This window comes from Mycobacterium sp. ELW1, from assembly GCF_008329905.1.
GTDB lineage: Bacteria > Actinomycetota > Actinomycetes > Mycobacteriales > Mycobacteriaceae > Mycobacterium.
Genome location: NZ_CP032155.1, coordinates 6,013,767 through 6,036,229, shown reverse-complemented (window position 1 = coordinate 6,036,229; position 22,463 = coordinate 6,013,767). Strand labels below are relative to the sequence as shown.

The 22,463-nt window shown below is 66.6% G+C and carries 14 protein-coding genes and 3 pseudogenes; 6 read left to right on the top strand and 11 right to left on the bottom strand.

The window, feature by feature from the left end; translation table 11 throughout:
- The first annotated feature begins 9 nt into the window (after positions 1 to 9).
- Together D3H54_RS28970 and D3H54_RS28965 are read left to right on the top strand one after the other, a co-directional pair.
- A complete protein-coding gene (locus tag D3H54_RS28970; RefSeq protein WP_149383107.1) occupies positions 10 to 327 on the top strand; it encodes a DUF2710 family protein in 318 nt (105 codons plus the stop codon).
- 19 nt (positions 328 to 346) lie between these two features.
- Positions 347 to 859, top strand: a pseudogene (locus tag D3H54_RS28965) (type VII secretion AAA-ATPase EccA); the annotation flags it as partial.
- Here the strand turns inward: D3H54_RS28965 and D3H54_RS28960 are convergent.
- Together D3H54_RS28960 and D3H54_RS28955 are read right to left on the bottom strand one after the other, a co-directional pair.
- Positions 849 to 1,601 (bottom strand): serine/threonine-protein kinase, encoded by a 753-nt coding sequence (locus D3H54_RS28960; protein ID WP_168215000.1) that lies wholly within the window; start codon positions 1,599 to 1,601, stop codon positions 849 to 851. The pseudogene D3H54_RS28965 and the gene D3H54_RS28960 overlap by 11 nt on opposite strands.
- Entirely contained in the window at positions 1,588 to 2,664 is a 1,077-nt protein-coding gene (locus tag D3H54_RS28955) for a MinD/ParA family ATP-binding protein (protein ID WP_149383104.1), read from the bottom strand. Before D3H54_RS28955 ends, D3H54_RS28960 begins: the two co-directional genes overlap by 14 nt.
- Before the next feature lie 533 nt (positions 2,665 to 3,197).
- Here D3H54_RS28955 and gltB point away from each other — a divergent pair.
- Both gltB and D3H54_RS28945 read left to right on the top strand, forming a co-directional pair.
- Positions 3,198 to 7,786 (top strand): annotated as a pseudogene (gene gltB / locus D3H54_RS28950) (glutamate synthase large subunit).
- A complete protein-coding gene (locus D3H54_RS28945; RefSeq protein ID WP_149383103.1) occupies positions 7,779 to 9,248 on the top strand; it encodes a glutamate synthase subunit beta in 1,470 nt (489 codons plus the stop codon). The pseudogene gltB and the gene D3H54_RS28945 overlap by 8 nt, the downstream one beginning before the upstream one ends.
- A 367-nt stretch (positions 9,249 to 9,615) precedes the next feature.
- Here D3H54_RS28945 and D3H54_RS28940 read toward each other — a convergent pair whose 3' ends face one another.
- The 4 genes from D3H54_RS28940 to D3H54_RS28925 are packed head-to-tail and all read right to left on the bottom strand — an operon-like array spanning position 9,616 to position 12,798.
- Complete coding sequence (locus D3H54_RS28940; protein WP_149383102.1) at positions 9,616 to 10,458, bottom strand: LLM class F420-dependent oxidoreductase; 843 nt, start codon at positions 10,456 to 10,458, stop codon at positions 9,616 to 9,618.
- Positions 10,459 to 10,495: 37 nt separating this feature from the next.
- Positions 10,496 to 10,756, bottom strand: coding sequence for a hypothetical protein (locus D3H54_RS28935; RefSeq protein ID WP_149383101.1), 261 nt, complete (start codon positions 10,754 to 10,756; stop codon positions 10,496 to 10,498).
- A gap of 24 nt (positions 10,757 to 10,780) precedes the next feature.
- A complete protein-coding gene (locus D3H54_RS28930; RefSeq protein WP_149383100.1) occupies positions 10,781 to 12,424 on the bottom strand; it encodes a SulP family inorganic anion transporter in 1,644 nt (547 codons plus the stop codon).
- Complete coding sequence (locus D3H54_RS28925; protein WP_149383099.1) at positions 12,421 to 12,798, bottom strand: ArsR/SmtB family transcription factor; 378 nt, start codon at positions 12,796 to 12,798, stop codon at positions 12,421 to 12,423. The genes D3H54_RS28930 and D3H54_RS28925 overlap by 4 nt, the downstream gene beginning before the upstream one ends.
- A gap of 107 nt (positions 12,799 to 12,905) precedes the next feature.
- On the opposite strand from D3H54_RS28925, the gene D3H54_RS28920 reads away from it, so the two are divergent.
- Positions 12,906 to 13,910 (top strand): PHP domain-containing protein, encoded by a 1,005-nt coding sequence (locus tag D3H54_RS28920; RefSeq protein WP_149383098.1) that lies wholly within the window; start codon positions 12,906 to 12,908, stop codon positions 13,908 to 13,910.
- On the opposite strand, the gene D3H54_RS28915 is transcribed toward D3H54_RS28920, so the two are convergent.
- Entirely contained in the window at positions 13,907 to 16,801 is a 2,895-nt protein-coding gene (locus tag D3H54_RS28915; protein ID WP_149383097.1) for an MMPL/RND family transporter, read from the bottom strand. The two genes, D3H54_RS28920 and D3H54_RS28915, sit on opposite strands and share 4 nt — an antisense overlap.
- Positions 16,798 to 17,223: an MmpS family transport accessory protein gene (locus tag D3H54_RS28910; RefSeq protein ID WP_149383096.1), complete on the bottom strand. Its 426-nt coding sequence runs from the start codon at positions 17,221 to 17,223 to the stop codon at positions 16,798 to 16,800. Before D3H54_RS28910 ends, D3H54_RS28915 begins: the two co-directional genes overlap by 4 nt.
- 130 nt (positions 17,224 to 17,353) lie before the next feature.
- Between D3H54_RS28910 and D3H54_RS28905 the strand changes: the two genes are divergently transcribed.
- The gene (locus tag D3H54_RS28905; RefSeq protein ID WP_149383095.1) at positions 17,354 to 18,007 is read left to right on the top strand and encodes a TetR/AcrR family transcriptional regulator; all 654 of its coding nucleotides are present in this window, start codon (positions 17,354 to 17,356) and stop codon (positions 18,005 to 18,007) included.
- On the opposite strand, the pseudogene dinB reads toward D3H54_RS28905, so the two are convergent.
- The 3 genes and pseudogenes from dinB to D3H54_RS28890 all read right to left on the bottom strand — a co-directional run bounded on the left by dinB (position 18,004) and on the right by D3H54_RS28890 (position 22,462).
- Positions 18,004 to 19,208: pseudogene (gene dinB, locus D3H54_RS28900) on the bottom strand (DNA polymerase IV). The gene D3H54_RS28905 and the pseudogene dinB overlap by 4 nt on opposite strands.
- 27 nt (positions 19,209 to 19,235) lie before the next feature.
- Entirely contained in the window at positions 19,236 to 21,761 is a 2,526-nt protein-coding gene (ponA2, locus tag D3H54_RS28895; RefSeq protein ID WP_168214999.1) for a transglycosylase/D,D-transpeptidase PonA2, read from the bottom strand.
- A 56-nt stretch (positions 21,762 to 21,817) separates the two neighbouring features.
- Complete coding sequence (locus D3H54_RS28890) at positions 21,818 to 22,462, bottom strand: TetR/AcrR family transcriptional regulator (RefSeq protein ID WP_210419617.1); 645 nt, start codon at positions 22,460 to 22,462, stop codon at positions 21,818 to 21,820.
- Between the last annotated feature and the right edge of the window lies 1 nt (position 22,463).

The window sequence follows — 22,463 nt, the reverse complement described above, 5'->3', positions numbered from 1 at the left end:
ACTTGTGACGTGGCGGGATCGGGCAGCGGTCGCGAGCTTAGCGACAGAGATCTCGTCGACGCGGTATTGAAGGAGCTGAGCGAGGCTGCCGAGCGGTGGGAGGCGCTCGTCGCGCAGGCCGAGACCATCACCTACAGCGTCGACCTGGGGGACATACACGCGGTGGCCAACTCCGACGGCAAACTGGTCGAACTGACTTTGCATCCGGCTGTCGTGACCGATTACACCCACGGTGAGCTCAGTGAGCGGCTGAACCTCGCCTTCGCCGCACTGCGCGAAGAAGCCGAATCCGACAATCAAGCACGGTACGGAGGTGGATTGCGGTGACCCCTGCAGACCTGGCGGAGGGACACCACCCGTGCCGCTGAATCTGGTCAACCAGTTGCTGGTCGCCTTGGAGGTGCATCGCTTCGACTTCTGCTTCATCGGCGCAGGCTACGAGAAGGAAGTCGACGAATTCCTCACCGTGAACCCGGGTTTGGCGGGACGCTTCAACCGCAAGCTGCGGTTCGAGTCGTACAGCCCCGACGAGCTGGTGCAGATCGCCGTCCGCTACGGCGGGCCGCGCGCCACGGTGATCGAACCCGCCGCGCAGGACGCGCTCAACACGGCGTGCCGCAAGCTGCGGGCCTACCTCGCCCCCGACGGCACCCACGGTATCGACGTCATGCAGAACGGCCGGTTCGCTCGCAACGTCGTCGAACGCGCGGAGCGGTTGCGTGACTCACGGGTGGCGGCCCAGAACCGGACCAACCGCGGCTCGGTCACCGTCGAGGACCTCGAAACGCTGCGCACTCAGGATCTGATGGCCGCGGTCGCGGACGCATGCGCGGAAAAGCATGTGCCCATCAGTCTTTGACGCGTAGCGCGGCGTCGGCGGCAGCCGCCAGCTCGCCGGCGCTCTGGTACCGGTCGCGCGGATCCTTGGCCATCGCCATGGCGACGACGTCGTCGATCGCCGAAGGCAGCCACGGTGCGAACGCGGTGGCTCGTGGCGGCTCTCGGTGAAGGTGGGCCTGTACCACCTCGTCTTTCGAGCCCGCATCGAAGAACGGTGGCTTTCCGGTCAGCAGCCGAAACAGCGAGCAGCCCAGCGAATACACATCGGCGCGTCCGTCGATCTCGTTGCCCCGCAACATCTCCGGCGACGCGTAGGCAGCCGACGCCAGCACCATTCCGTCCGCCGCGAACGGCGCCGCCCCGAAGTCGGTCAGCAGCGCACGGTCATCATCGGCCAGAAGGAAATTCGACGGTTTCACGTCACCGTGTACCACGCCCTGCGCATGCGCGAAGTCCAGCCCGCGAGCGACGTCGGCGATGATGTGCACCGCCCGCCCTGGTGACATGTGCCCAGTCCGCAGTTCGCTGTCCGCGTCCCTGCCGGCCACGTAGAGCATTGCCAACCAGTGCTTTCCATCCGGCGTCGTGCCGTGGTCGTACACCGGCACGATATTGGGATGAACAAGAGCCGGGGGTACACCGGACGTGGACACCTTCAGCGCGACAAGCCGACCGGCGTCGTTCGCCAGGTACACCGTGCCCGTTGCCCCCGTGCCGAGCACGGATTCGACGACGTAGCCGCCGATACTAACGGGGTCCACGGGGCGGAATGGTCGCGAAGAACTGCGAAATGACCGCTGCCACTTCGACGAACGCCCGGCGGGTCGGCACCGACATCTCCGCGGTGCTGTTGATGACACCGCCGGGACGCAGACCCGGATCGAAGGGCACTTCCACCACCGCCTGCCGCCGGGAGCGGAACTGGTCGGCCAGCACCCCGCGTGTCTTCTTGTCGGAATGCCCGTCGGAATCGTTGAGCACGATCACCGAGCGCTGCATCAGGCCGGTCTTGCCATGGGCGGCAAGCCATTCCATCGTCTGCGCGGCCGCCGACGCCCCGTCCGGCCACGGCGAGGACACCACGATCAGCGCGTCCATGTCCCGCATCGCCTCCTGGGTGACCGGCGCGTCCATCGTCGAACCGCAGTCGACGATGGAGATGGTGAAGTGCCGGTCGAGCCGCATGGTGGCCTCCCGGTAGATCGCCGGGTCCAGGATCCCGCGGCGGCTGCCGTTCTCCCCGGCCAGCACGAACAATCCCGACGAGTTGCTGCCCATCCGGGTGAGCACCTCGGCGAAGGAGCGCAGGTTCTTGTTCTTGGCCAGCTCCCAGTAGGAGCCGTCGGCGCGCGGGTCGATCCGGCTGCCCAGCCGCCCGAACGCGGTGTCGGCGTCCACCGCCACCACCCGGTCCCCGCGGCGCAATTCGGCCAGCACACACCCGACGCTGGCCGAGACCGTCGTCTTGCCGACACCGCCCTTGCCCAGCACGCCGATCTTGTAGTGGCCGCGCAACGGAGCGGCCACCATGGCCTCCATCGCGGCCTGACGCTTGTCCTCGCGCGACGGACCGGGGTTCACCAGCCCGAACGTCGCGGCATGCACGCCGCGGCGCCAACCCCTGGTCGGCTTGGGCTTGGCCGGCCGGACCGGCGGGGGCGCTTGCACCGGGGGATACGGCGCCCGCGGCAACGGGGGGATCGGCGGCATCGGCGCCCGCGGCGGCACCTCGATACGGGGCAGCCGCTCGGTGGGCGGCCCGCCGTACCCCGGCGGGGGCGGGCCCTGCCGGTATCGGTCGCGGTAGTCGTCGCGGTCGGTCATCGTATTCAGTATCGCTGGTCGCTCGAGATCGACGTTTTGCCGGGCTTCACCGGGGCTTTCTCTGCGATTTGTCGGTTTGGACGAAGCAAAGCTAAGAATCCGACCAGAGTTTGCGCAAAGTCTCGGGCCGGGCTGCCGCGGGTCCCGTGATGCCGGTGACGACGGCTGATGTGAGGTACACCGCACCGGCCTAGCGGACAACCTACGCCCTCAGCAAACAGCCACCGGGGCGGCGAACGGGGCTCTCCGTCCGTCCCGCGGTGCGACAACCACGCATCAGCCCCTCAAAAGGGGCCCCGTACAACGGATTCCGTAGCCAAATGCCCCCGGGGATCACGTCTTCGATTCCCGCGGCAGAGCAACCAAGTAAGCCTAGACTAAGTTGGCATGTCAGGCGGGGTTTGACATATCGTTTTACAACTTGTTGACACCACAGTGGAGCCCCGTTCAGTGACGCACGGAGGAATCCCTGGCGGGGCGCGGTGACGTCGACGAACCACCGCGCACAAATGCTTGTGAAGGGTCAGGTGCGAATGCCCACGAGTGTCGGGCTGTACAACCCCGCCTACGAACACGATTCCTGCGGCGTCGCCATGGTCGCGGACATGCACGGCCGTCGCAGCCGCGACATCGTCGACAAGGCCATCACGGCACTGCTGAACATGGAGCACCGCGGCGCCCAGGGCGCGGAGCCCAACACCGGCGACGGTGCGGGCATCCTGCTGCAGGTTCCCGACGCCTTCCTGCGCGCCGTGGTCGACTTCGAGCTGCCCGAGGAGGGCAGCTACGCCACCGGTATCGCCTTCCTGCCGCAGTCCTCTCGCGACGCCGCTGCGGCGTGCGAATCCGTCGGCAAGATCGTCGAGGCCGAAGGTCTGACGCTGCTCGGCTGGCGTGATGTGCCCACCGACGATTCGTCCCTCGGTGCACTGGCCCGAGATGCGATGCCGACGTTCCGTCAGGTGTTCATCGGAGGCGCGTCCGGGATGGAGCTGGAACGCCGTGCCTACGTGGTACGCAAGCGCGCCGAGCACGAGCTGGGCACCAAGGGGCCGGGTCAAGACGGTCCCGGACGCGAAACCGTTTACTTCCCAAGTCTTTCCGGTCAGACGTTCGTCTACAAGGGCATGCTGACCACCCCGCAGCTCAAGGCCTTCTATCTCGACCTGCAGGATGATCGGCTGGAAAGTGCGCTGGGCATCGTGCACTCGAGGTTTTCCACCAACACCTTCCCGTCGTGGCCGCTGGCGCACCCCTTCCGCCGGGTCGCCCACAACGGCGAGATCAACACCGTCACCGGTAACGAGAACTGGATGCGGGCGCGCGAGGCGCTCATCAACAGCGACGTGTTCGGCTCGACGCAGGATCTCGACAAGATCTTCCCGATCTGCACGCCAGGTGCGTCGGACACCGCGCGTTTCGACGAGGTTCTCGAACTGCTCCACCTTGGCGGGCGCAGCATCGCCCACGCGATGCTGATGATGATTCCCGAGGCCTGGGAGCGCCACGAGTCGATGGATCCGGCGCGGCGAGCCTTCTACGCCTACCACTCGTCGCTGATGGAGCCGTGGGACGGCCCTGCTGCGGTGTGCTTCACCGACGGCACCGTGATCGGCGCGGTCCTCGACCGCAACGGCCTGCGCCCGTCCCGGGTCTGGGTCACCGCGGACGGCCTTGTCGTGCTCGCGTCCGAGGCCGGCGTGCTGAACCTCGACCCCTCGACCGTGGTGCGCAAGATGCGCCTGCAGCCCGGCCGCATGTTCCTCGTGGACACCGCGCAAGGTCGCATCGTCTCCGACGAGGAGATCAAGGCCGAGCTCGCCGCCGCCGAGCCGTACCAGGAGTGGCTCGACGCGGGGCAGTTCCACCTCGACGACCTGCCGCCCGGCGACTACGTCCGCATGCCGCACCACCGTGTGGTGCTGCGGCAGCAGGCCTTCGGTTTCACCTACGAGGAGCTCAACATGCTGGTCGCGCCGATGGCGCGCACCGGTGCCGAGGCACTCGGCTCGATGGGTACCGATACCCCGGTCGCCGTGCTGTCGGCGCGTCCGCGCATGCTCTTCGACTACTTCCAGCAGTTGTTCGCCCAGGTGACCAACCCGCCGCTGGACGCCATCCGCGAGGAGGTCGTCACCAGCCTGAAGGGGACCGTCGGCCCGGAGGGCGACCTGCTCAACCCCACCGCGGACTCGTGTCGCCAGATCATTCTGCCCAACCCGATTCTGCGTAACGCCGACCTGTCGAAGCTGATGTGTGTCGACCCCGACCACGAGATCCGCGGTCACAAGCACGGCCTGCGGGCCGCCGTCATCCGCTGCCTCTACCCGGTAGCGCGCGGCGGCCAGGGGCTCAAGGAGGCGCTCGACGACGTCCGCGCCAAGGTGTCGCAGGCCATCCGCAACGGTGCTCGCATCATCGTCCTCTCCGACCGTGAGTCCAACGAATCGCTGGCACCGATCCCGTCGCTGCTGAGCGTGTCTGCCGTGCACCACCACCTGGTGCGCGACCGGACCCGTACCCAGGTCGGTCTCGTCGTCGAGGCGGGCGACGCCCGGGAGGTGCACCACATGGCCGCCTTGGTCGGCTTCGGTGCCGCCGCCATCAATCCGTACATGGCGTTCGAGTCCATCGAGGACATGTGCGACCGCGGCGTGATCGCCGATATCAGCAGCGACCAGGCCAAGGCCAACTACGTCAAGGCCGCAGGCAAGGGCGTTCTGAAGGTGATGTCCAAGATGGGCATCTCGACGCTGGCGTCCTACACGGGTGCCCAGCTGTTCCAGGCGATCGGCATCAGCCAGCAGGTTCTCGACGACTACTTCACCGGACTGTCCTGTCCGGTCGGCGGCATCGACCTCGACGACATCGCCGCTGACGTTGCCGCCCGTCACGCTCTGGCTTATCTGGATCGCCCTGACGAGCGCGCGCACCGCGAGCTCGAGGTCGGTGGCGAGTACCAGTGGCGCCGGGAAGGGAATACCACCTCTTCAACCCGGACACCGTCTTCAAGCTGCAGCATTCCACCCGCACCGGCCAGTACTCGATCTTCAAGGAGTACACCAAGCTGGTCGACGACCAGAGTGAGCGGCTCGCCTCGCTGCGCGGTCTGCTCAAGTTCCGCACGGGCGATGATGCCGTCCGTCCGCCCGTTCCTCTGGAAGAGGTCGAGCCCGCCAGCGAGATCGTGAAGCGATTCTCCACGGGCGCAATGAGTTACGGCTCGATCTCCGCTGAAGCGCACGAGACGCTGGCCATCGCCATGAATCGCCTCGGCGGCCGGTCCAACTCGGGCGAGGGCGGCGAGTCCGTCGACCGCTTCGACCGTGACGCGAACGGCGACTGGCGCCGCAGCGCCATCAAGCAGGTGGCGTCGGGCCGTTTCGGAGTCACCAGCCACTACCTGACCAACTGCACCGACATCCAGATCAAGATGGCACAAGGTGCGAAACCCGGTGAGGGCGGCCAGCTTCCGGGCAAGAAGGTGTACCCGTGGGTGGCCGAGGTGCGGCACTCCACGCCTGGCGTCGGCCTGATCTCGCCGCCGCCGCACCACGACATCTATTCGATCGAGGATCTGGCCCAGCTGATCCACGACCTGAAGAACGCCAACCCCAATGCGCGGGTGCACGTGAAGCTGGTGAGTGAGAACGGCGTCGGGACGGTCGCAGCCGGCGTGTCGAAGGCGCATGCCGACGTGGTGCTGATCTCCGGCCACGACGGCGGCACCGGGGCCACGCCGCTCACCTCGCAGAAGCATGCGGGCGCACCGTGGGAGCTCGGCCTGGCAGAGACCCAACAAACGTTGCTGCTCAACGGACTTCGCGACCGCATCGTCGTACAGGTCGACGGCCAGCTCAAGACGGGCCGCGACGTCGTCATCGCCGCGCTGCTCGGCGGCGAGGAGTTCGGCTTCGCCACGGCTCCGCTGGTGGTGGCCGGCTGCATCATGATGCGCGTCTGCCACCTCGACACCTGCCCGGTTGGTGTGGCCACCCAGAATCCGCTGCTCCGCCAGCGTTTCAACGGCAAGCCCGAATTCGTCGAGAACTTCTTCATGTTCATCGCCGAAGAGGTGCGGGAGCTGATGGCGCAGTTGGGCTTCCGCACCGTCAACGAGATGGTCGGTCAGGTCGGCTCACTCGACACCGCCCAGGCTGCGGAGCACTGGAAGGCCCACAAGCTGGACCTGTCCCCGGTCCTGCACGAGCCCGAGTCGGCGTTCATGAACCAGGACCTGTACTGCAGCTCGCGCCAGGACCACGGTCTCGACAAGGCGCTCGACCAGCAGCTGATCACGCAGAGCCGCGAGGCGATCGATTCCGGCACGCCAGTGCGCTTCTCGACCACGATCGCCAACGTCAACCGGACCGTCGGCACCATGCTCGGCCATGAGCTCACCAAGGTCCATGGCGGACAAGGGCTTCCGGACGGCACCATCGACATCAGGTTCGACGGGTCGGCAGGCAACAGCTTTGGTGCCTTCGTCCCCAAGGGCATCACGCTGCGGGTGTACGGAGATGCCAACGACTATGTCGGCAAGGGACTGTCCGGCGGGCGCATCGTGGTGCGGCCGTCCGAGTCCGCTCCGAGCGACTTCGTCGCCGAAGACAACATCATCGCGGGCAACGTGGTTCTGTTCGGCGCGACCAGCGGGCAGGCGTTCCTGCGCGGTCAGGTCGGCGAGCGGTTCGCGGTGCGTAACTCGGGCGCGCACGCGGTGGTCGAGGGCGTCGGCGACCACGGCTGCGAGTACATGACCGGTGGCAAGGTGGCGATCCTCGGCCCCACTGGCCGTAACTTCGCCGCGGGCATGTCCGGTGGCATCGCCTACGTCTACGACCAGCACGGTCATCTCGGCGACAATCTCAACGCCGAGATGGTGGATCTGGAGCGTCTGGACGCCGATGACATCGAGTGGTTGCAGGGCATGCTGGTCGCCCACGTCGACGCCACTGATTCGGCGCCTGCGCAACGTATTTTGTCGGACTGGGAGTCTCAACTGAAGCACTTCGTGAAGGTGATGCCGCGCGATTACCGGTCGGTTCTGACCGCTATCGCCGAGGCCGAGCGTAACGGCACGAACGTCGACGACGCGATCATGGCGGCGGCCAATGGCTGATCCACGCGGTTTCCTCAAATACACCAAGCGTGAGACGCCGGCGCGCCGGCCCGTCGATCTGCGGCTGAAGGACTGGAAAGAGGTCTACGAAGAGGACTTCCCTCATGAGACCCTCGAGGCCCAGGCTTCCCGGTGCATGGACTGCGGTATCCCGTTCTGCCACAACGGTTGCCCGTTGGGCAATCTGATTCCGGAGTGGAACGACCTGGTCTATCGGGACCGGTGGCGTGACGCGATCGAGCGGCTGCACGCGACCAACAACTTCCCGGAGTTCACCGGCAGGCTGTGCCCCGCGCCGTGCGAGGCGTCCTGCGTGCTGGGCATCAACCAGGACCCGGTGACCATCAAGCAGGTCGAGGTCGAGATCATCGACAATGCCTTCGACGAGGGCTGGGTCGTGCCGATGATGCCGGACAAGATGACCGGCAAAAAGGTCGCCGTCGTCGGGTCGGGTCCCGCGGGCCTGGCGGCCGCGCAGCAGCTGACCAGGGCGGGGCACCAGGTGACGGTGTTCGAGCGCGCCGATCGCATCGGCGGCCTGCTGCGCTACGGCATCCCCGAGTTCAAGATGGAAAAGCGCCACATCGACCGCCGTCTGGAGCAGATGGAAGCCGAGGGCACGCAGTTCCGCACCGGGGTCAACGTCGGCGTCGACCTCACGGTCGCGCAGCTGCGACTGAACTACGACGCCGTGGTGCTCAGCGGTGGCGCGACCGATTGGCGCGACCTGCCGGTCCCCGGCCGCGAGCTCGACGGCATCCACCAGGCCATGGAGTATCTGCCGTGGGCCAACAAGGTGCAGCAGGGCGACCCGGTGCTCGGCGAGGACGGCGAGCCGCCGATCACCGCCAAGGGCAAGAAGGTTGTGATCATCGGTGGTGGCGATACCGGCGCCGACTGCCTGGGTACCGCGCACCGGCAGGGTGCGGCCAGCGTCCACCAGTTCGAGATCATGCCTCGCCCGCCGGAGACCCGTGCGGACTCCACCCCGTGGCCGACGTACCCCTTGATGTTCCGGGTGGCCTCGGCCCACGAAGAGGGCGGCGAACGGGTCTTCGCGGTGAACACCGAGAAGTTCATCGGCCACGAGGGCAAGGTCACCGGGCTGCGCGCCCACGAAGTGGTGATGAAGGGCGGCAAGTTCGAGAAGGTCGACGGCACCGACTTCGAGCTCGAGGCCGACCTGGTGCTGTTGGCGATGGGCTTCGTCGGGCCGGAACGCCCCGGGCTGCTGACCGACCTGGGTGTGGATATCAACGAGCGTGGCAACGTCACCCGCGACACGAACTTCGCCACCTCGGTGAAGGGCGTCTTCGTCGCCGGTGACATGGGCCGGGGCCAGTCCCTGATCGTGTGGGCGATCGCCGAAGGCCGTGCCGCGGCCGCCGGCGTCGACCGATATCTGATGGGGCATTCCGCGTTGCCGGCGCCGATCAAGCCGACGGCAGCACCTCAGCGCTGATCCACCTGAGGTCACACGGGTAACTTCAGTCCCACCAGAATCATCGGATTAATTGACGGCGCGCCTCTTGCCGTTTGCGGTGTGATCTGTGTCTAATTGCTGGAGTGAGCGTTGCGGTAACGTGGGGCTCCGTTGAGCTGATATCCGACCACAGGAGTGATCCTTGTGTACCTCTACCCGAAATCTCGCTCACGGGTCGGGCGTATTGCCTGGTCCTTCTTCCGCCACCCGGTAAAGAGTCGTGAGTGGCCGGCCAAGCACGAGCGCCTGGTCACCGCCGACGAGCTCGTTCGCTTCGGTTTCTAGCAACCGATTTCCCCGGTAGTTGACGCGGGCGCAGCTTTGCCCGCCGTTATCCGGCTGTTATCTAGAGTCCTGAATCCCGGATCGCTTCGGCCAGCGGTTCCAGCACGGCCGGATCATGCGGCGGGGGCAGATAGATGATCGCCAGATCCAGACCCTCGGCCGCCAGCGCGGCGGCCTCGTCGATCGCCTTGGCGTAGTCGTGGTCCTCGCTGATTCGCACATGGGCCGACGTCATGATCTCGCTCGGATCGCGGCCGATATCTGCGCAGTGCGATGCCAGAACACTGCGCTTGTGGGCGAATTCCTCAGGGGTGCCGCCGGCGAAGTTCCAGTGCTGGGCGTATTTGGCGACGATGCGTAGCGTGCGTTTCTCGCCGCTGCCGCCGATGCAGATGGGCGGGTGCGGCCGCTGCGGACCCTTGGGCTCGTTGCGCGCATTGCTGAGCTGGTAGTAGGTGCCGTCGAACGTTGTCGTGTCCTGGCTGAGCAGCCCGATGAGGACCTGGCAGCCCTCTTCGAATCGGTCCAGGCGCTCTTTGACGCTGCCCAGCTCGATGCCGTAGGCGCCGGACTCTTCTTCGTTCCAGCCCGCGCCGATGCCGAGTTCCAGGCGTCCGCCGGAAATGATGTCGACCGCGGCCACCATGTTGGCCAGTACCGCTGGATGCCGGTAGTGGATGCCGGTGACCAAATTGCCCAGCCGCAACCGGGTGGTTGCCTGGGCCAGGGCGGTCAGGGTCGTCCAGCCCTCCAGGCACGGGCCCGTCGAGTCCGAGAAGATCGGATAGAAGTGGTCGAACGTCCAGCCGGAGTGGAAGACGTCGATGTCATCGGCGGCCCGCCAGACCGCCAGCATGTCGGCCCACGTGGTGTTTTGGGGGGAGGTCTTGAAAGCGAATTGCACTGTGCCGAGCCTAGTCCGGTTCGCTGACCGGCACCTGTCAGGCGGCGTCCATCCGCGTCAGGTCGCTGCGCCGGGCGGGCTCGCGGCGTAACGCCTTGCCGAGGGCGTGAACCAGGAACCACTGGCCCAGTCCGGCGAGGACCAGCGGCCAGAGTGCGCCGGCGAGCAGCGCGGGACCGATGGTCACCGCGGGCGTGGTCAGTTGGCTCCTGCGCGACCAGGCGGCGAATGCCATGGCACCACCCGCGACGAGAGTGGCGGCGCACAGGTACGCAACCAGCCATTGCAGAGATGACATGCCGGGTTTTATACCCGGGGATATTCAGGGATAAACCGGGCCGGTCACGTGGGAGCGCGCATGAGCGACGGCGTCGTCGATGGAATCGATCAGGTGATTCTCGTGTCGCAGTGCCTCGACAATGCCGATGTTGGCCAGCACGGCCATGTGCTCGGGCCGCACTCCCTTGATGATGACGGTGACGCCCCGCGCCTCGAGGTCTTCGGCGATCTCCGCCAGCGTGTGCGCGCCGGTGGCGTCCAGCATGCCGAGCTGGGACATCCGGATGATGACGACTGACACGTCGGGGTAATTGGTGATCGCGTTGGAAAGTCGCTCGGCGGCGCCGAAGAACATCGCGCCGTCCAGTCGCAGCAGCGCAATGCGCTCGTCGCCGGGCTGGGGTGGCCCGGGCAGGTCTTCTCGCACCACGCTGCTGCGCCGGGCGACGGTCCGCAGCGCGAAGAACGCCGCGATCAGGATGCCGATTTCGACCGCCTCGATCAGGTCGAAACACACCGTGACGACCGCGGTGAGGATGAACGCCAGCGCGTCCGAGCGGGTGGAGCCGACGATCTTGGCGACGGTGCTCAGCGAGATCATCCGAAACGACGTCACCATCAGCACACCGGCCAAGGCGGACAACGGAATCGTCGCGACCGGGCCGGTGGCCAGATAGACGACGCCCAGCAACAACAGCGAGTGCACGATGGCCGACAGCCGGGTACGAGCCCCTGACCGCACGTTCACCGCGGTACGGGCGATCGCGCCGGTGGCCGGCATTCCGCCGAAGAGGCCGGACGCCATCGACGCCAGACCCTGACCGACGAGTTCGCGGTCCGGGTCGTAGGGGCCGGTGGGCGACATGGTCGCCGCCACCCGCGCCGACAGCAGCGATTCGATGGCGGCGAGCGCTGCGATGGCCACCGCGGCGCCGAGCAGTGTGCGCAGTGCCGCGGGGTCGGCGTGCGGTATCAGCGGTGCAGGCAGATGCGCCGGCAGGCTCCCGATCGTGCCGACCGGGAAGTGGAAAGCAACGACGAGCAGGGTGCTGACGACGACGGCGGTCAGCGACTCGGGAATTGCGCGATGCACCCGGGGCAGGCCGACCATGACCGCGGCGACGAATGCCACCACGGCCAGGGTGCGCCACGCCGACGACCAATCGGCCTGGCTGACGACCGTCCAGGCGGCGACCAGCGTGCGTTGCCCGCCGGGAGCCGCGACACCGAACGCCGCGGGCACCTGCTGCAGAAAGATGATCGCCGCGATGCCGAGCGTGAAGCCCTCGATCACCGGCCAGGGGATGAACGTGACCGCGCGGCCCAGCCCGGTTATCCCGGCGGTCAGCACGATCACCCCGGCCAGGACCGTGACCAGCGCGACGCTACCGACACCGTGTTGGACCACGATCGGCGCGAGCACCACCGCCATGGCTCCTGTCGGCCCCGACACCTGGACATGCGATCCGCCGAATATCGCGGCGACCACTCCCGCGATCACCGCCGTGATCAATCCGGCGGCCGCCCCGACTCCGGAACTGATGCCGAACGCCAACGCCAGCGGCAGGGCCACCACACCGACCGTGATCCCGGCGAGGATGTCGCGACGCCACGACCGGGGCAGGTCGGCGTAATCACTCAGATGTGGCAGCAGCCGCGACAGCTGACCGGCGGCCTTGGTGATCACTGTGGATTTCCCACCGGAGGTAGCGCGTCGAAGGCCGACAGCTGCTCATGGCGGGCCTTGAGGGTGTCGGCAAGAAAGCCGCGCGCAGACACGAGCAGGTCCCGGATCGACGGGTGCGCGAGCTCGTAGTGCACGGCGTTGCGAGTCCTCTCCGCCGACACCACGTGATGGCGTTTGAGGACTGCGAGGTGCTGCGACAGCAGCGTCGGTTCGATCTCGGTGGCCGCGAGGATTTCGCTGACCGGGGTCGGCCGGTCATTCGCAGACAGAATCTCCAGCACGCGAATACGCGCGGGGTGCGCGAGCGCCTTGAAGAGGTTGGCCTTGATCTCATAAAGCGGCCGCTCGTCGCCGCCGGGAAAGCTGCTGGGCACAATGGGCCTCTTATTGATGACTTGATGGATTGAGCAAAAGCTCAATCAGCATAGCGCGGATGGGCTCGCCGGCCACAACGGGTCGTGCGCGCGGGCACACTGGAGCCATGGATCCGGTGGCCGCGCTACGCGAGATCGCGTACTACAAGGACCGTGCGCGGGAGGATTCCCGGCGGGTGATGGCGTATCGCAAGGCCGCCGACATCGTCGAGGCACTGGACGAGCAGACCCGCGACCGGCACGGCCGCGCCAACAGCTGGCAGAGCCTTCCCGGCATCGGACCGAAGACGGCAAAGGTGATTGCGCAGGCCTGGGCCGGCCAGGAACCCGACGTGCTGGTCGAGTTGCGCGACTCGGCCGAGGACCTCGGTGGCGGCGATATCCGAGCTGCTCTGCGAGGCGATCTGCACCTGCATTCCAATTGGTCGGACGGGTCGGCTCCGATCCCGGAGATGATGGCGGCGGCAGCAGCGCTCGGCCACGAGTACTGCGTGCTGACCGACCATTCGCCGCGACTGACCATCGCCAACGGGCTCTCGCCGGACCGGCTGCGCCATCAGCTCGACGTCATCGACGAGCTGCGGGAGACGATGGCGCCGTTCCGGATCCTCACCGGCATCGAGGTCGACATCCTCGATGACGGGACGCTGGACCAGGAGCCCGAGCTGCTGGACCGCCTCGACGTCGTTGTCGCCAGCGTGCATTCGAAGCTGGCCATGGACGAACCGTCGATGACGCGACGGATGGTCCGCGCGGTGACCAACTCGCGGGTCAACGTCCTCGGCCACTGCACTGGGCGGCTGGTCACCGGCAACCGCGGCCTGCGGCCGGAGTCGAAGTTCGACGCGGAGAAGGTGTTCACCGCGTGCCGGGACAACAACACCGCCGTGGAGATCAACTCGCGGCCCGAGCGTCGCGACCCGCCGACCCGGCTGCTGAAACTAGCGCTGGACATCGGCTGCGATTTCTCGATCGACACCGACGCCCACGCCCCTGGCCAGCTGGACTTCCTCGGCTACGGTGCGCAGCGCGCCGTCGACAGCGACGTTCCCATCGAGCGGATCGTCAACACCTGGCCGGTCGAGAAGCTGTTGGGTTGGGCCGCAAGCTAACTGCCGACCGGCGCCAGCTCGCGCTTTCGGCTCGGCCATGGTTGCGGCACCGGCCGCGGGCGGACCCGCTGCGGCCACCAGAACCAGCGACCGAGCAGCGCCGCCAGCGAAGGTGTCATCAGTGACCGCACCACCAAGGTGTCGAACAGCAGGCCGAGACCGATCGTCGTACCCACCTGGCCGATGACGATCATGTCGCTGACCGCCATCGAGATCATCGTGAAGGCGAACACCAGGCCCGCCGATGTCACCACCGACCCTGTTCCCGCCATCGAACGGATGATTCCGGTCTTGAGCCCGGCGTGGAATTCCTCCTTCATCCGGGACACCAGCAACAGGTTGTAGTCGGCGCCGACCGCGAGCAGCACGATGACCGACATCGGCAGCACCATCCAGTGCAGCGGAATACCGATCAGGTGTTGCCACAGCAGGACCGAAAGGCCAAAGGAGGTGCCAAGACTCAGCACGACCGTGCCGACGATGACCGCTGCGGCAGCCACCGCCCGGGTCAACACCACCATGATCAGGAAGATCAGGATCAGCGAGGCCACCGCTGCGATGAGCAGGTCATAGTCGGCGCCGAGTTGCATGTCCTTGTTCATCGAGGCGCTGCCGCCGACGTAGACCGTCGACCCCTCCAGTGGCGTGCCCTTGATCGCGTCGACGGCGGCGGTGCGCAACGGGTCGATGTGCGAGGTGCCCTGTTCACTGAGCGGGTCGCCCTGGTGATTCACCGTGAATCTCACCGCATGACCGTCGGGGGAGAGGAACAGCTTCATACCTCGTTGAAAGTCGGCTGTTCCGAACGCCTCTGGCGGTAGGTAGAACGTGTCGTCGTTGCGCGCGGCGTCGAAGGCCTGACCCATCGCGGTCGCGTTCTGCTGCTGGGCGATGTTCTGATCCTGCTGGGCCTTCTGCGCCTGATACTGGTTGAGCATCATCTGCTTCTGGTTCTGCATCGTCTGGATCATCGCCGGCATCAGCGCCGCCATCTGCGGCGTGAGTTCGGCCATCCGATCGAGGTCGGGAATCAGGTCCTGGAAATCGTCGGACATGGTGCCGATGCCGTCGAGGCTGTCGAAAACCGAACGCAACGACCAGCACATCGGGATGTCGAAGCAGTGGGGTTCCCAGTAGAAGTAGTTGCGCAACGGGCGGAACTGGTCGTCGAAATCGGCAAGATGATCACGCACCTCACTGATGGTCATCGACGTCTTCTTCATCTTGTCGGCCATCCGGCGGGTCACGTCGGCCAGCTCCAACGTGATCCCCTGCATCTTGGTCATCGAGTCGATGGTGACCTGCATGTCGTTGGCCTGCTTGAGCGTGTTCTCCAGGATCGTCTGCTGGTAGTCGTTGTTCATGAGTTGCCCTGTGCCGCTTTGACTCATCGTGTAGGCCAGCGAGGCGTGCTCGATCGGCTTGCCGTCGGGTCGCGTGATGGTGGTGACCTGTGCGATGCCGTTCACCCGGGACATCGCCTTGGCGATCTTCTCGATCACCAAGAAATCAGCGGGATTTCGCAGATCGTGGTCGGCCTCCACCATGACGAGCTCAGGGTTCATCTTGGCTTCGGAGAAGTGCCGGTCCGCGGCCGCCTGCCCGACATTGGCGGGGATGTCACCGGGCAGATAGATACGGTCGTTGTAGGTGGTGTGGTACCCCGGCAGAGCAAGCAGCCCGACCAGGCACAGCACCACGGCGGACACCAGCACGGCACCAGGCCACCGGACCGTCGCGGCACCCACTCGGCGCCAGCCACGAGACTTGCTCTTGCCCTTTGGTTCCAGCACCCGACCGAATCGGCTGACGATCGAGATGACCGCAGGACCCAGCGTCAGGCCGGCCGCCACAACGACGGTCATGCCGACCGCCAACGGAATGCCCATGGTCTGGAAGTACGGCAACCGGGTGAAGTGCAGGCACAGGGTGGCCCCGGCGATCGTCATGCCCGAGGCCAGCACCACGTGTGCGGTGCCGTGGTACATGTCGTAATAAGCCGATTCGCGATCTTTGCCCTTGCGCCGCGCCTCTTGATATCGACCGATCATGAAGATCGCATAATCGGTCGCTGCCGCGATGGCAAGTGTGACAACCATATTCGTGGCGAAGGTCGTCAGTCCGAACACATTGTGATAGCCGAGGAACGCGACGGCGCCCGTCGATGCGAGCAGGCCGACCACGACCATGCCCAGCGTGATCACCGTGGTGACCAATGACCGGTATATCAACAGCAGCATGATCGTGATCACGCCGAAGGTCAGTGCCTCGATGGTCTCCATGCTGGCGTCGCCGACGGCGCTCTGGTCTGTCGTCGTCGCCGACGGACCCGCCACATAGGCCTTGACTCCGGGCGGCGCCGGGGTACCGGCGACGATGTTGCGGACGGCTTCCACCGATTCGTTGGCGAGTGTCTCGCCCTGGTCGCCGCTGATGTACACCTGGACGTAAGCCGCTTTGCCATCGATACTTTGGGCGCCGGCCGCCGTCAGCGTGTCACCCCAGAAGTCCTGGACATGCTGCACGTGCTTGGTGTCGGCACGCAGGGCCCGGACCATCTGGTCGTAGAACGTGTGAGCGTCGGGTCCCAATGGCTGCTCACCTTCGAGCACAATCATCACCGAACTGCTGGTGTTGTACTCGTGGAACACTTCGCCGACCCGTTTGGTCGCGATGAGCGATGGGGCGTCGTTGGGGCTCATCGACACCGCGCGCATCTTGCCGACCTCGGCGAGCTGCGGCACGGTCGTGGCGAGGATTCCGATCAGGACGACCCACGCCAGCACGATCGGGATCGCAAAGGTGCGGATAAACCGTGGCAGCGCAGGGCGTTTGGCGTGCCGGGCCGACGGGATGGCGTCGGTCGGAGCATCGTCGAGGTTGGCGCTCATGCGGCCTTCACCAAGCAGTACGTCGCGGCGTTCACTCCCTGCGCCGTCCTTTCGTCTTTGACCTTGTCGTCGACGAGCACGCGGCAGCCGATCGATTGACCGTCGCCCTGGACCAACAGATTCGGCATGACGGAGGGCACTGTCGTCTCAAGCCGCAGTGACCAGGGGAGGCTGACTTCACCTGTCCGCTGGGGCAATCCGTTGAGGTCGGTGTAATTGACCACCGCGGTCGTGCCGGTCCCGAAGACTTCGTAGACGACGACCTTCGGATTGAACTTGGCAGCCGTGTCGGACCCCACCGGCGTGATCACAGCTCCGTCGGAACCGAACACCGACCGAAGCTGGCTCACGCTTGCGATTCCGACCACGACGGCCACCACCATGAGGGTGGGCAACCAGACCCGTTTGACGAAAGCAATCAAGGCCCAGGCCTTCCTGTGACAGCCGCAGGTCATCCGACGCTCGCGATCTAGGTAGGCAATCTAAGCGGATAAGTGGATAGAGTCAATCCGGTTATTGGCATACGTTAGGCACATCACTAAACTCGGGCGAATGATTGACAAACCGTGCCGTGGGCTGCGCAAAGATGCTGAGCTCAACCGGCAGCGGATTGTTCAGGCCGCCCGTGAATTGTTCGCTGTCCGGGGCCTGGAAGCGACGCTCAATGACATTGCGCACCATGCAGGCGTTGGGGTGGGCACGGTGTACCGGCGGTTCGCCACCAAGGAGGAACTGCTCGAGGCGATCTTCGCCGACGGTATCGACCAAGCGGTCTGCCTCGCGGAAACAGCTGCCCAACACGAGAATTCGTGGGACGGCTTTGTATGGTTCGTCGAGCAGCTGTGTGAGTTGACGGCGACCGATCGTGGTCTGCGCCAAATGGTCTACAGCTCGGCCTACGGCGGCCAAGGGGTCGAATGCGCGCGGCTGCGCCTGACCCCGCCGATCTCGAAGCTGGTCGAGCGCGCTCGGGATGACGGTTATCTGCGTCGCGATGCCGAACCGACCGACATGCCGATCCTGAGCATGCTCGCCGGCACGGTCAGCGAATGGGCCGGCCAGGTCGAGCCCGAACTGTGGCGGCGGTACGTGGCGCTGTTGCTCGAGGGGATGCGCAACCGGGACGGCCAACAGCCGTTGCCGGTCGGCGCACTCGAGGATGACCAGATGGATGCGGCGATGCGCGGATGGCACCCCGCCGGCTAGTCCGGCAGGTGCGGCATCTCCAGACCCGGATCCCGTCCGACGAGCACACCGCGAGTGAGCACCGCGTTGCCATACCGCCGCCGGACGCGGTCGACCGCCGCGTCGAGGTCCAGTGTCTCCGGACGCCCGCCGTCGAGCGGAAGCTCCAGCTGCTGAGCGCCAACCGGGTCGATATTGCTGACGGCAAAGCCGATCAACGTGATGCCGCGCTCGGCGATCAACGGCTCGGCGGCAGCGACCAGATCGCGTGCCGCGGCCAGGATAGGTGCGGTGGACCCGGTGGCTCTGGCCATGGTGTGGGAGCGGGTGACACGGGTGAAGTCGTCAAACCGTAAGCGCAGCACCACCGTTCGGCCGGTGCGCTGCGCTGAGCGCATCCGGCGGGTGATCCGGTCCACCAGGCCGATCACCACGGCGTCGAGTTCGGCAGGGGTGATCCGGCGCCGGCCCAGTGCGCGTTGTGCGCCCACCGAGCGGCGACTACGGCTGGTGTCGACCCGGCGCTGATCGATGTTGCGCGACAGCGAATACAGCTGCCTGCCCATCGCCGGGCCGACCATCGACGCCAGCATCGACTCCCCGAGCTCGGCGACCTGGGCGACGGTCTCGATGCCGTACGCGCGCAACTTGTCGGCCGTCTTGGGTCCCACCCCCACAGCCTGCGCACCGGCAGCGGGTGCAGGAATTCCAGCTCCCGCTCGGGTGGCACCAGCAGCAGCCCGTCCGGCTTGGCTTCCTGGCTGGCGACCTTGGCCAGGAACTTGGTGCGCGCGATGCCGACCGTAATCGGTAGTCCGACCCGGTCGCGAACCTCCTCCCGCAGCCGCGCGCCGATCTGCACCGGGTCGCCGGACAGCCGCTGCAGCCCGGCGACATCGAGGAATGCCTCGTCCACCGAGAGCGGTTCCACCAGCGGCGTGGTGTCGCGGAACACCGCGAAGACGTCGTCGCTGGCCTGGCTGTAAGCGGACATCCGGGGCGGAACGACCACGGCCGCGGGGCACAGCCGACGGGCCTGGTGGCCGCCCATCGCGGTGCGCACCCCGTAGGCCTTGGCCTCATAGCTGGCGGCCAGCACGACGCCGCCGCCGACGATCACCGGACGACCACGCAGCGTCGGGTCATCGCGCTGCTCGACCGAGGCGTAGAACGAGTCGAGATCAGCGTGCAGGATGGTCGCCCGGCCGCCGGACACGAACATATGTTCGCATGCCGGTCCGACAACTGCCTACGGAGGGGCGGGCCCGTCGGCCGGCGGTGGGGGCGGCGGCTCAGGTGCGGGCGGCGGGGGTGGCGGTGGCGGGGGTTCCGGCGCCGGGGGTGGTGGCGGTGCCGGTGGCGGCCACATCGGCAGCGTGATCGGCGGCAGGCCCGGAATGTTGATCACGTTGACGTCCGGCGGCGGGGCGTCCGGCGGTGGGGGAGGCGGCGGAGGGGCCAGATCCGGCGGCGGCGCGGGCGGTATGCCGTTACTGGTATTGATGGTGATGATCGAGCCCGGGATGGTCTTGCCCGACGGAGTGGTCCCCACGACCGCACCCCGCGACGAGAAGCTGTTGACCGGGGTGGGGAGATCGGCGACCTGGAAACCGGCCTCCCGCAAGCGTTTCCGCGCAGCTTCAAAGCTCAGGCCGGTCACACTGGGCACCGAGCTGCCCGGCCCACCCTCGACGTAACGCTTGTCAGTGGGCGGTAGCGCGATCGGGCCGAAGTCCTCGGCGACCGGCTTCATTGCCAGGAACCAGGTGCGCGCGGGCTCATTGCCGCCGTACAGGTTGCCGTATCCGCACTTGCGCAACGGAAACGAGCACAGTCCACCGGGATTGGTGGAGTCGTCGAAGATGTAGTTGGCGGCGGCGTATTGATTGGTGAAGCCGAGAAAGCCTGAGGAGCGGTGTGATTCGGTGGTGCCGGTCTTGCCCGACATCGGCAGGCTCCAGCCGACCGAGCCGGCCGAACCGGCCGCGGTGCCGCCGGTGGAGTCCTTGGACAAGGCGTTGGCCAGCGTGTTGGCCAGGCCCTCCGGAACCGCCTGCTCGCAGGCCTGCGTCTCCACGGCCACCTCGCGGCCGTGCCGATCGAAGATCTTGTCGACCGGACTGGGTGGGCACCACATGCCCCCCGACGCCAATGTGGCTGCCACATTGGACAATTCGAGGGCATTGAGCTCGAACGGGCCCAGCGTGAACGAGCCGAGGTTCTGGCGCTTGATGAAATCAGCCAGGCTCTCGTTGCTGTCCGGTTGGTATGCGCGCGCCGTGCCCGGCTCGGCGTAGGACCGCAGCCCCAGCTTGACCGCCATGTCCACCGCGCGCTGCACCCCGACCTGGCCGATCAATCGCGCGAACGCGGTGTTGGGCGATTGCGCCAGCGCATCTGTCACGCTCATCGGGCTGCGGTAGTTGCCGGCGTTCTTCACGCACCAGGTCTCCTTGGGGCAACCCGGGGTGTTACTGCTGCCCAGGCCTTTTCCCTGAAACTGCGCCGGAACGTCGAGTTGGGCGTTGGTCCCCATGCCCATCTCCATGGCGGCGGCCGTGGTGAAGATCTTGAAGATCGATCCGGCGCCGTCACCGGCAAGCGAGAACGGCTGCGGCTGGACGGTCTGACCGGCATCGAGCTGCAGACCGTAGTTGCGGTTGTCGCCCATGGCGAGCACCTTGTGAGTGGTCTTGCCCGGCGCGATCACCGACATCACGCTGGCCACGCCGTCGAGTTGCGGGCTCGCGACGGTGTCGATCGCCTTCTTCACGCTGTTCTGGACTTTCGGGTCCAAGGTGGTGCGGATCAGGTAGCCGTTGCGTGCCACGTCGTCCTTGGACAGACCCGCACGCGCCAGATACTGCAGCACGTAGTCGCAGAAGAAGCCGCGGTCGCCGGCGGCAATACAGCCCTGCGGCAGCGAGTTCGGCTGCGGCAGGATGCCCAGCGGCGCCTGCCGGGCGGCGCGCAGCTCCTCGGCCCGGTCCGGCAGATTCTCGATCATCGTGTCGAGGACGACGTTGCGGCGGGCCAGCGCGGCCTCGGGGTTGGTGTAGGGGTTCAGCGCGTTGGTCGACTGCACGATGCCGGCCAGCAGCGCGGCCTGCTGCCAGTTCAGGTCCGTCGAGTTGATCCCGAAGTACGTCTTGGCCGCGTCCTGTACCCCGTACGCGCCGTTGCCGAAGTAGACGAGGTTGAGGTACCTGGTGAGGATCTCGGGCTTGGAGATCGCCCGGTCCAGGGCCAGCGCCATCCGGATCTCGCGCAGCTTGCGCGCCGGAGTCGTCTCGACGGCCGCCCGCCGCTCGGCGTCGGTCTGGGCGTTGACCAAGAGGTTGTAGTTCTTGATGTACTGCTGCTCGATCGTCGACCCGCCCCGGGTGTCGAGGTCGCCCCGGAGGTAGCCGACCAGACCGGTCAGAGTCCCCTGGACGTCGACGCCGTTGTGATCGGCGAAGCGTTTGTCCTCGATCGAGACGATCGCCAGCTTCATCGTGTCGGCGATCCGGTCGGTGGGCACCGGCCACCGGCGCTGCGCATAGATCCAGGCGATCGGGTTCCCGGCGGCGTCCACCATGGTGGAGACCGTGGGCACCTCGCCCTCCATCAACTGCTCGGAATCCTGCGCCGCCACATCGGAGGCGTGGTTCACCACGATGCCCGCGCCGCCGGCCAGCGGAAACAGCATGGCCGCCACCAACACGCCGGCCAGCAGGCAGTACAACGCGAGCTTGCCAACCGTGGCACCCCTCGATGGGTGTGGCTCCGACATGCCGACAGACTAGGGCCAGCCGCTCGGACGGCGAATTCGAATATGCGAAGCCGGAATCAAACCGAGTCCGGTGCCCCGCCGTAAATGCTGGTGATCCAGATGTGGACGACGGTTTCCAGGGCGGCATCCTCCGCCAGCGTGGGCTGCCGGCTGCCCTGGGCGGCGACCACGACCCGTTCGTTCATCAGGTTCAGAGCCGTCGCCAGGTCCCGTGCCGGGACGGTGTCGGGTGCGGCACCACGCTCCCGCTCCCGGGTGATCAGCGCCGCCGTGTAGTCGATCCAGCCGGTCATGAATGCCGACCACACCTCCCGGAGTTCGGTGTTGGTGGCCATGACCCCGAGCCCGGCGAGTACCACCGCCCGGTGCGGGCGCAGCGAATCGAAGAAGGCGTAGATGCCGTCACGCCAGGCCTGCCGGCGCTGCCCGGGGACGTCGGCGCTCTGCTGCTGCTCGGGGCCGGAGGCGGTGATCGCCCGGGTGAACAGCCGCACGAGCACCGCGTCCTTGGAGGCGAAGTAGAAGTAGAACGTCGGCCGGGACAAGCCGGCGCCTTTGGCGAGTTCGTCCACGGAGATCTCGGCGAACGGCCGTTCGGTGAGCATCTCCTCGAGCGTGCGCAGGATGGCCGCTTCGCGATCGTCGCCGGACGGGCGGGTGGCGCGGCGCCCGCGAACGCGGGCCGGGCTGACAGCTGGCACG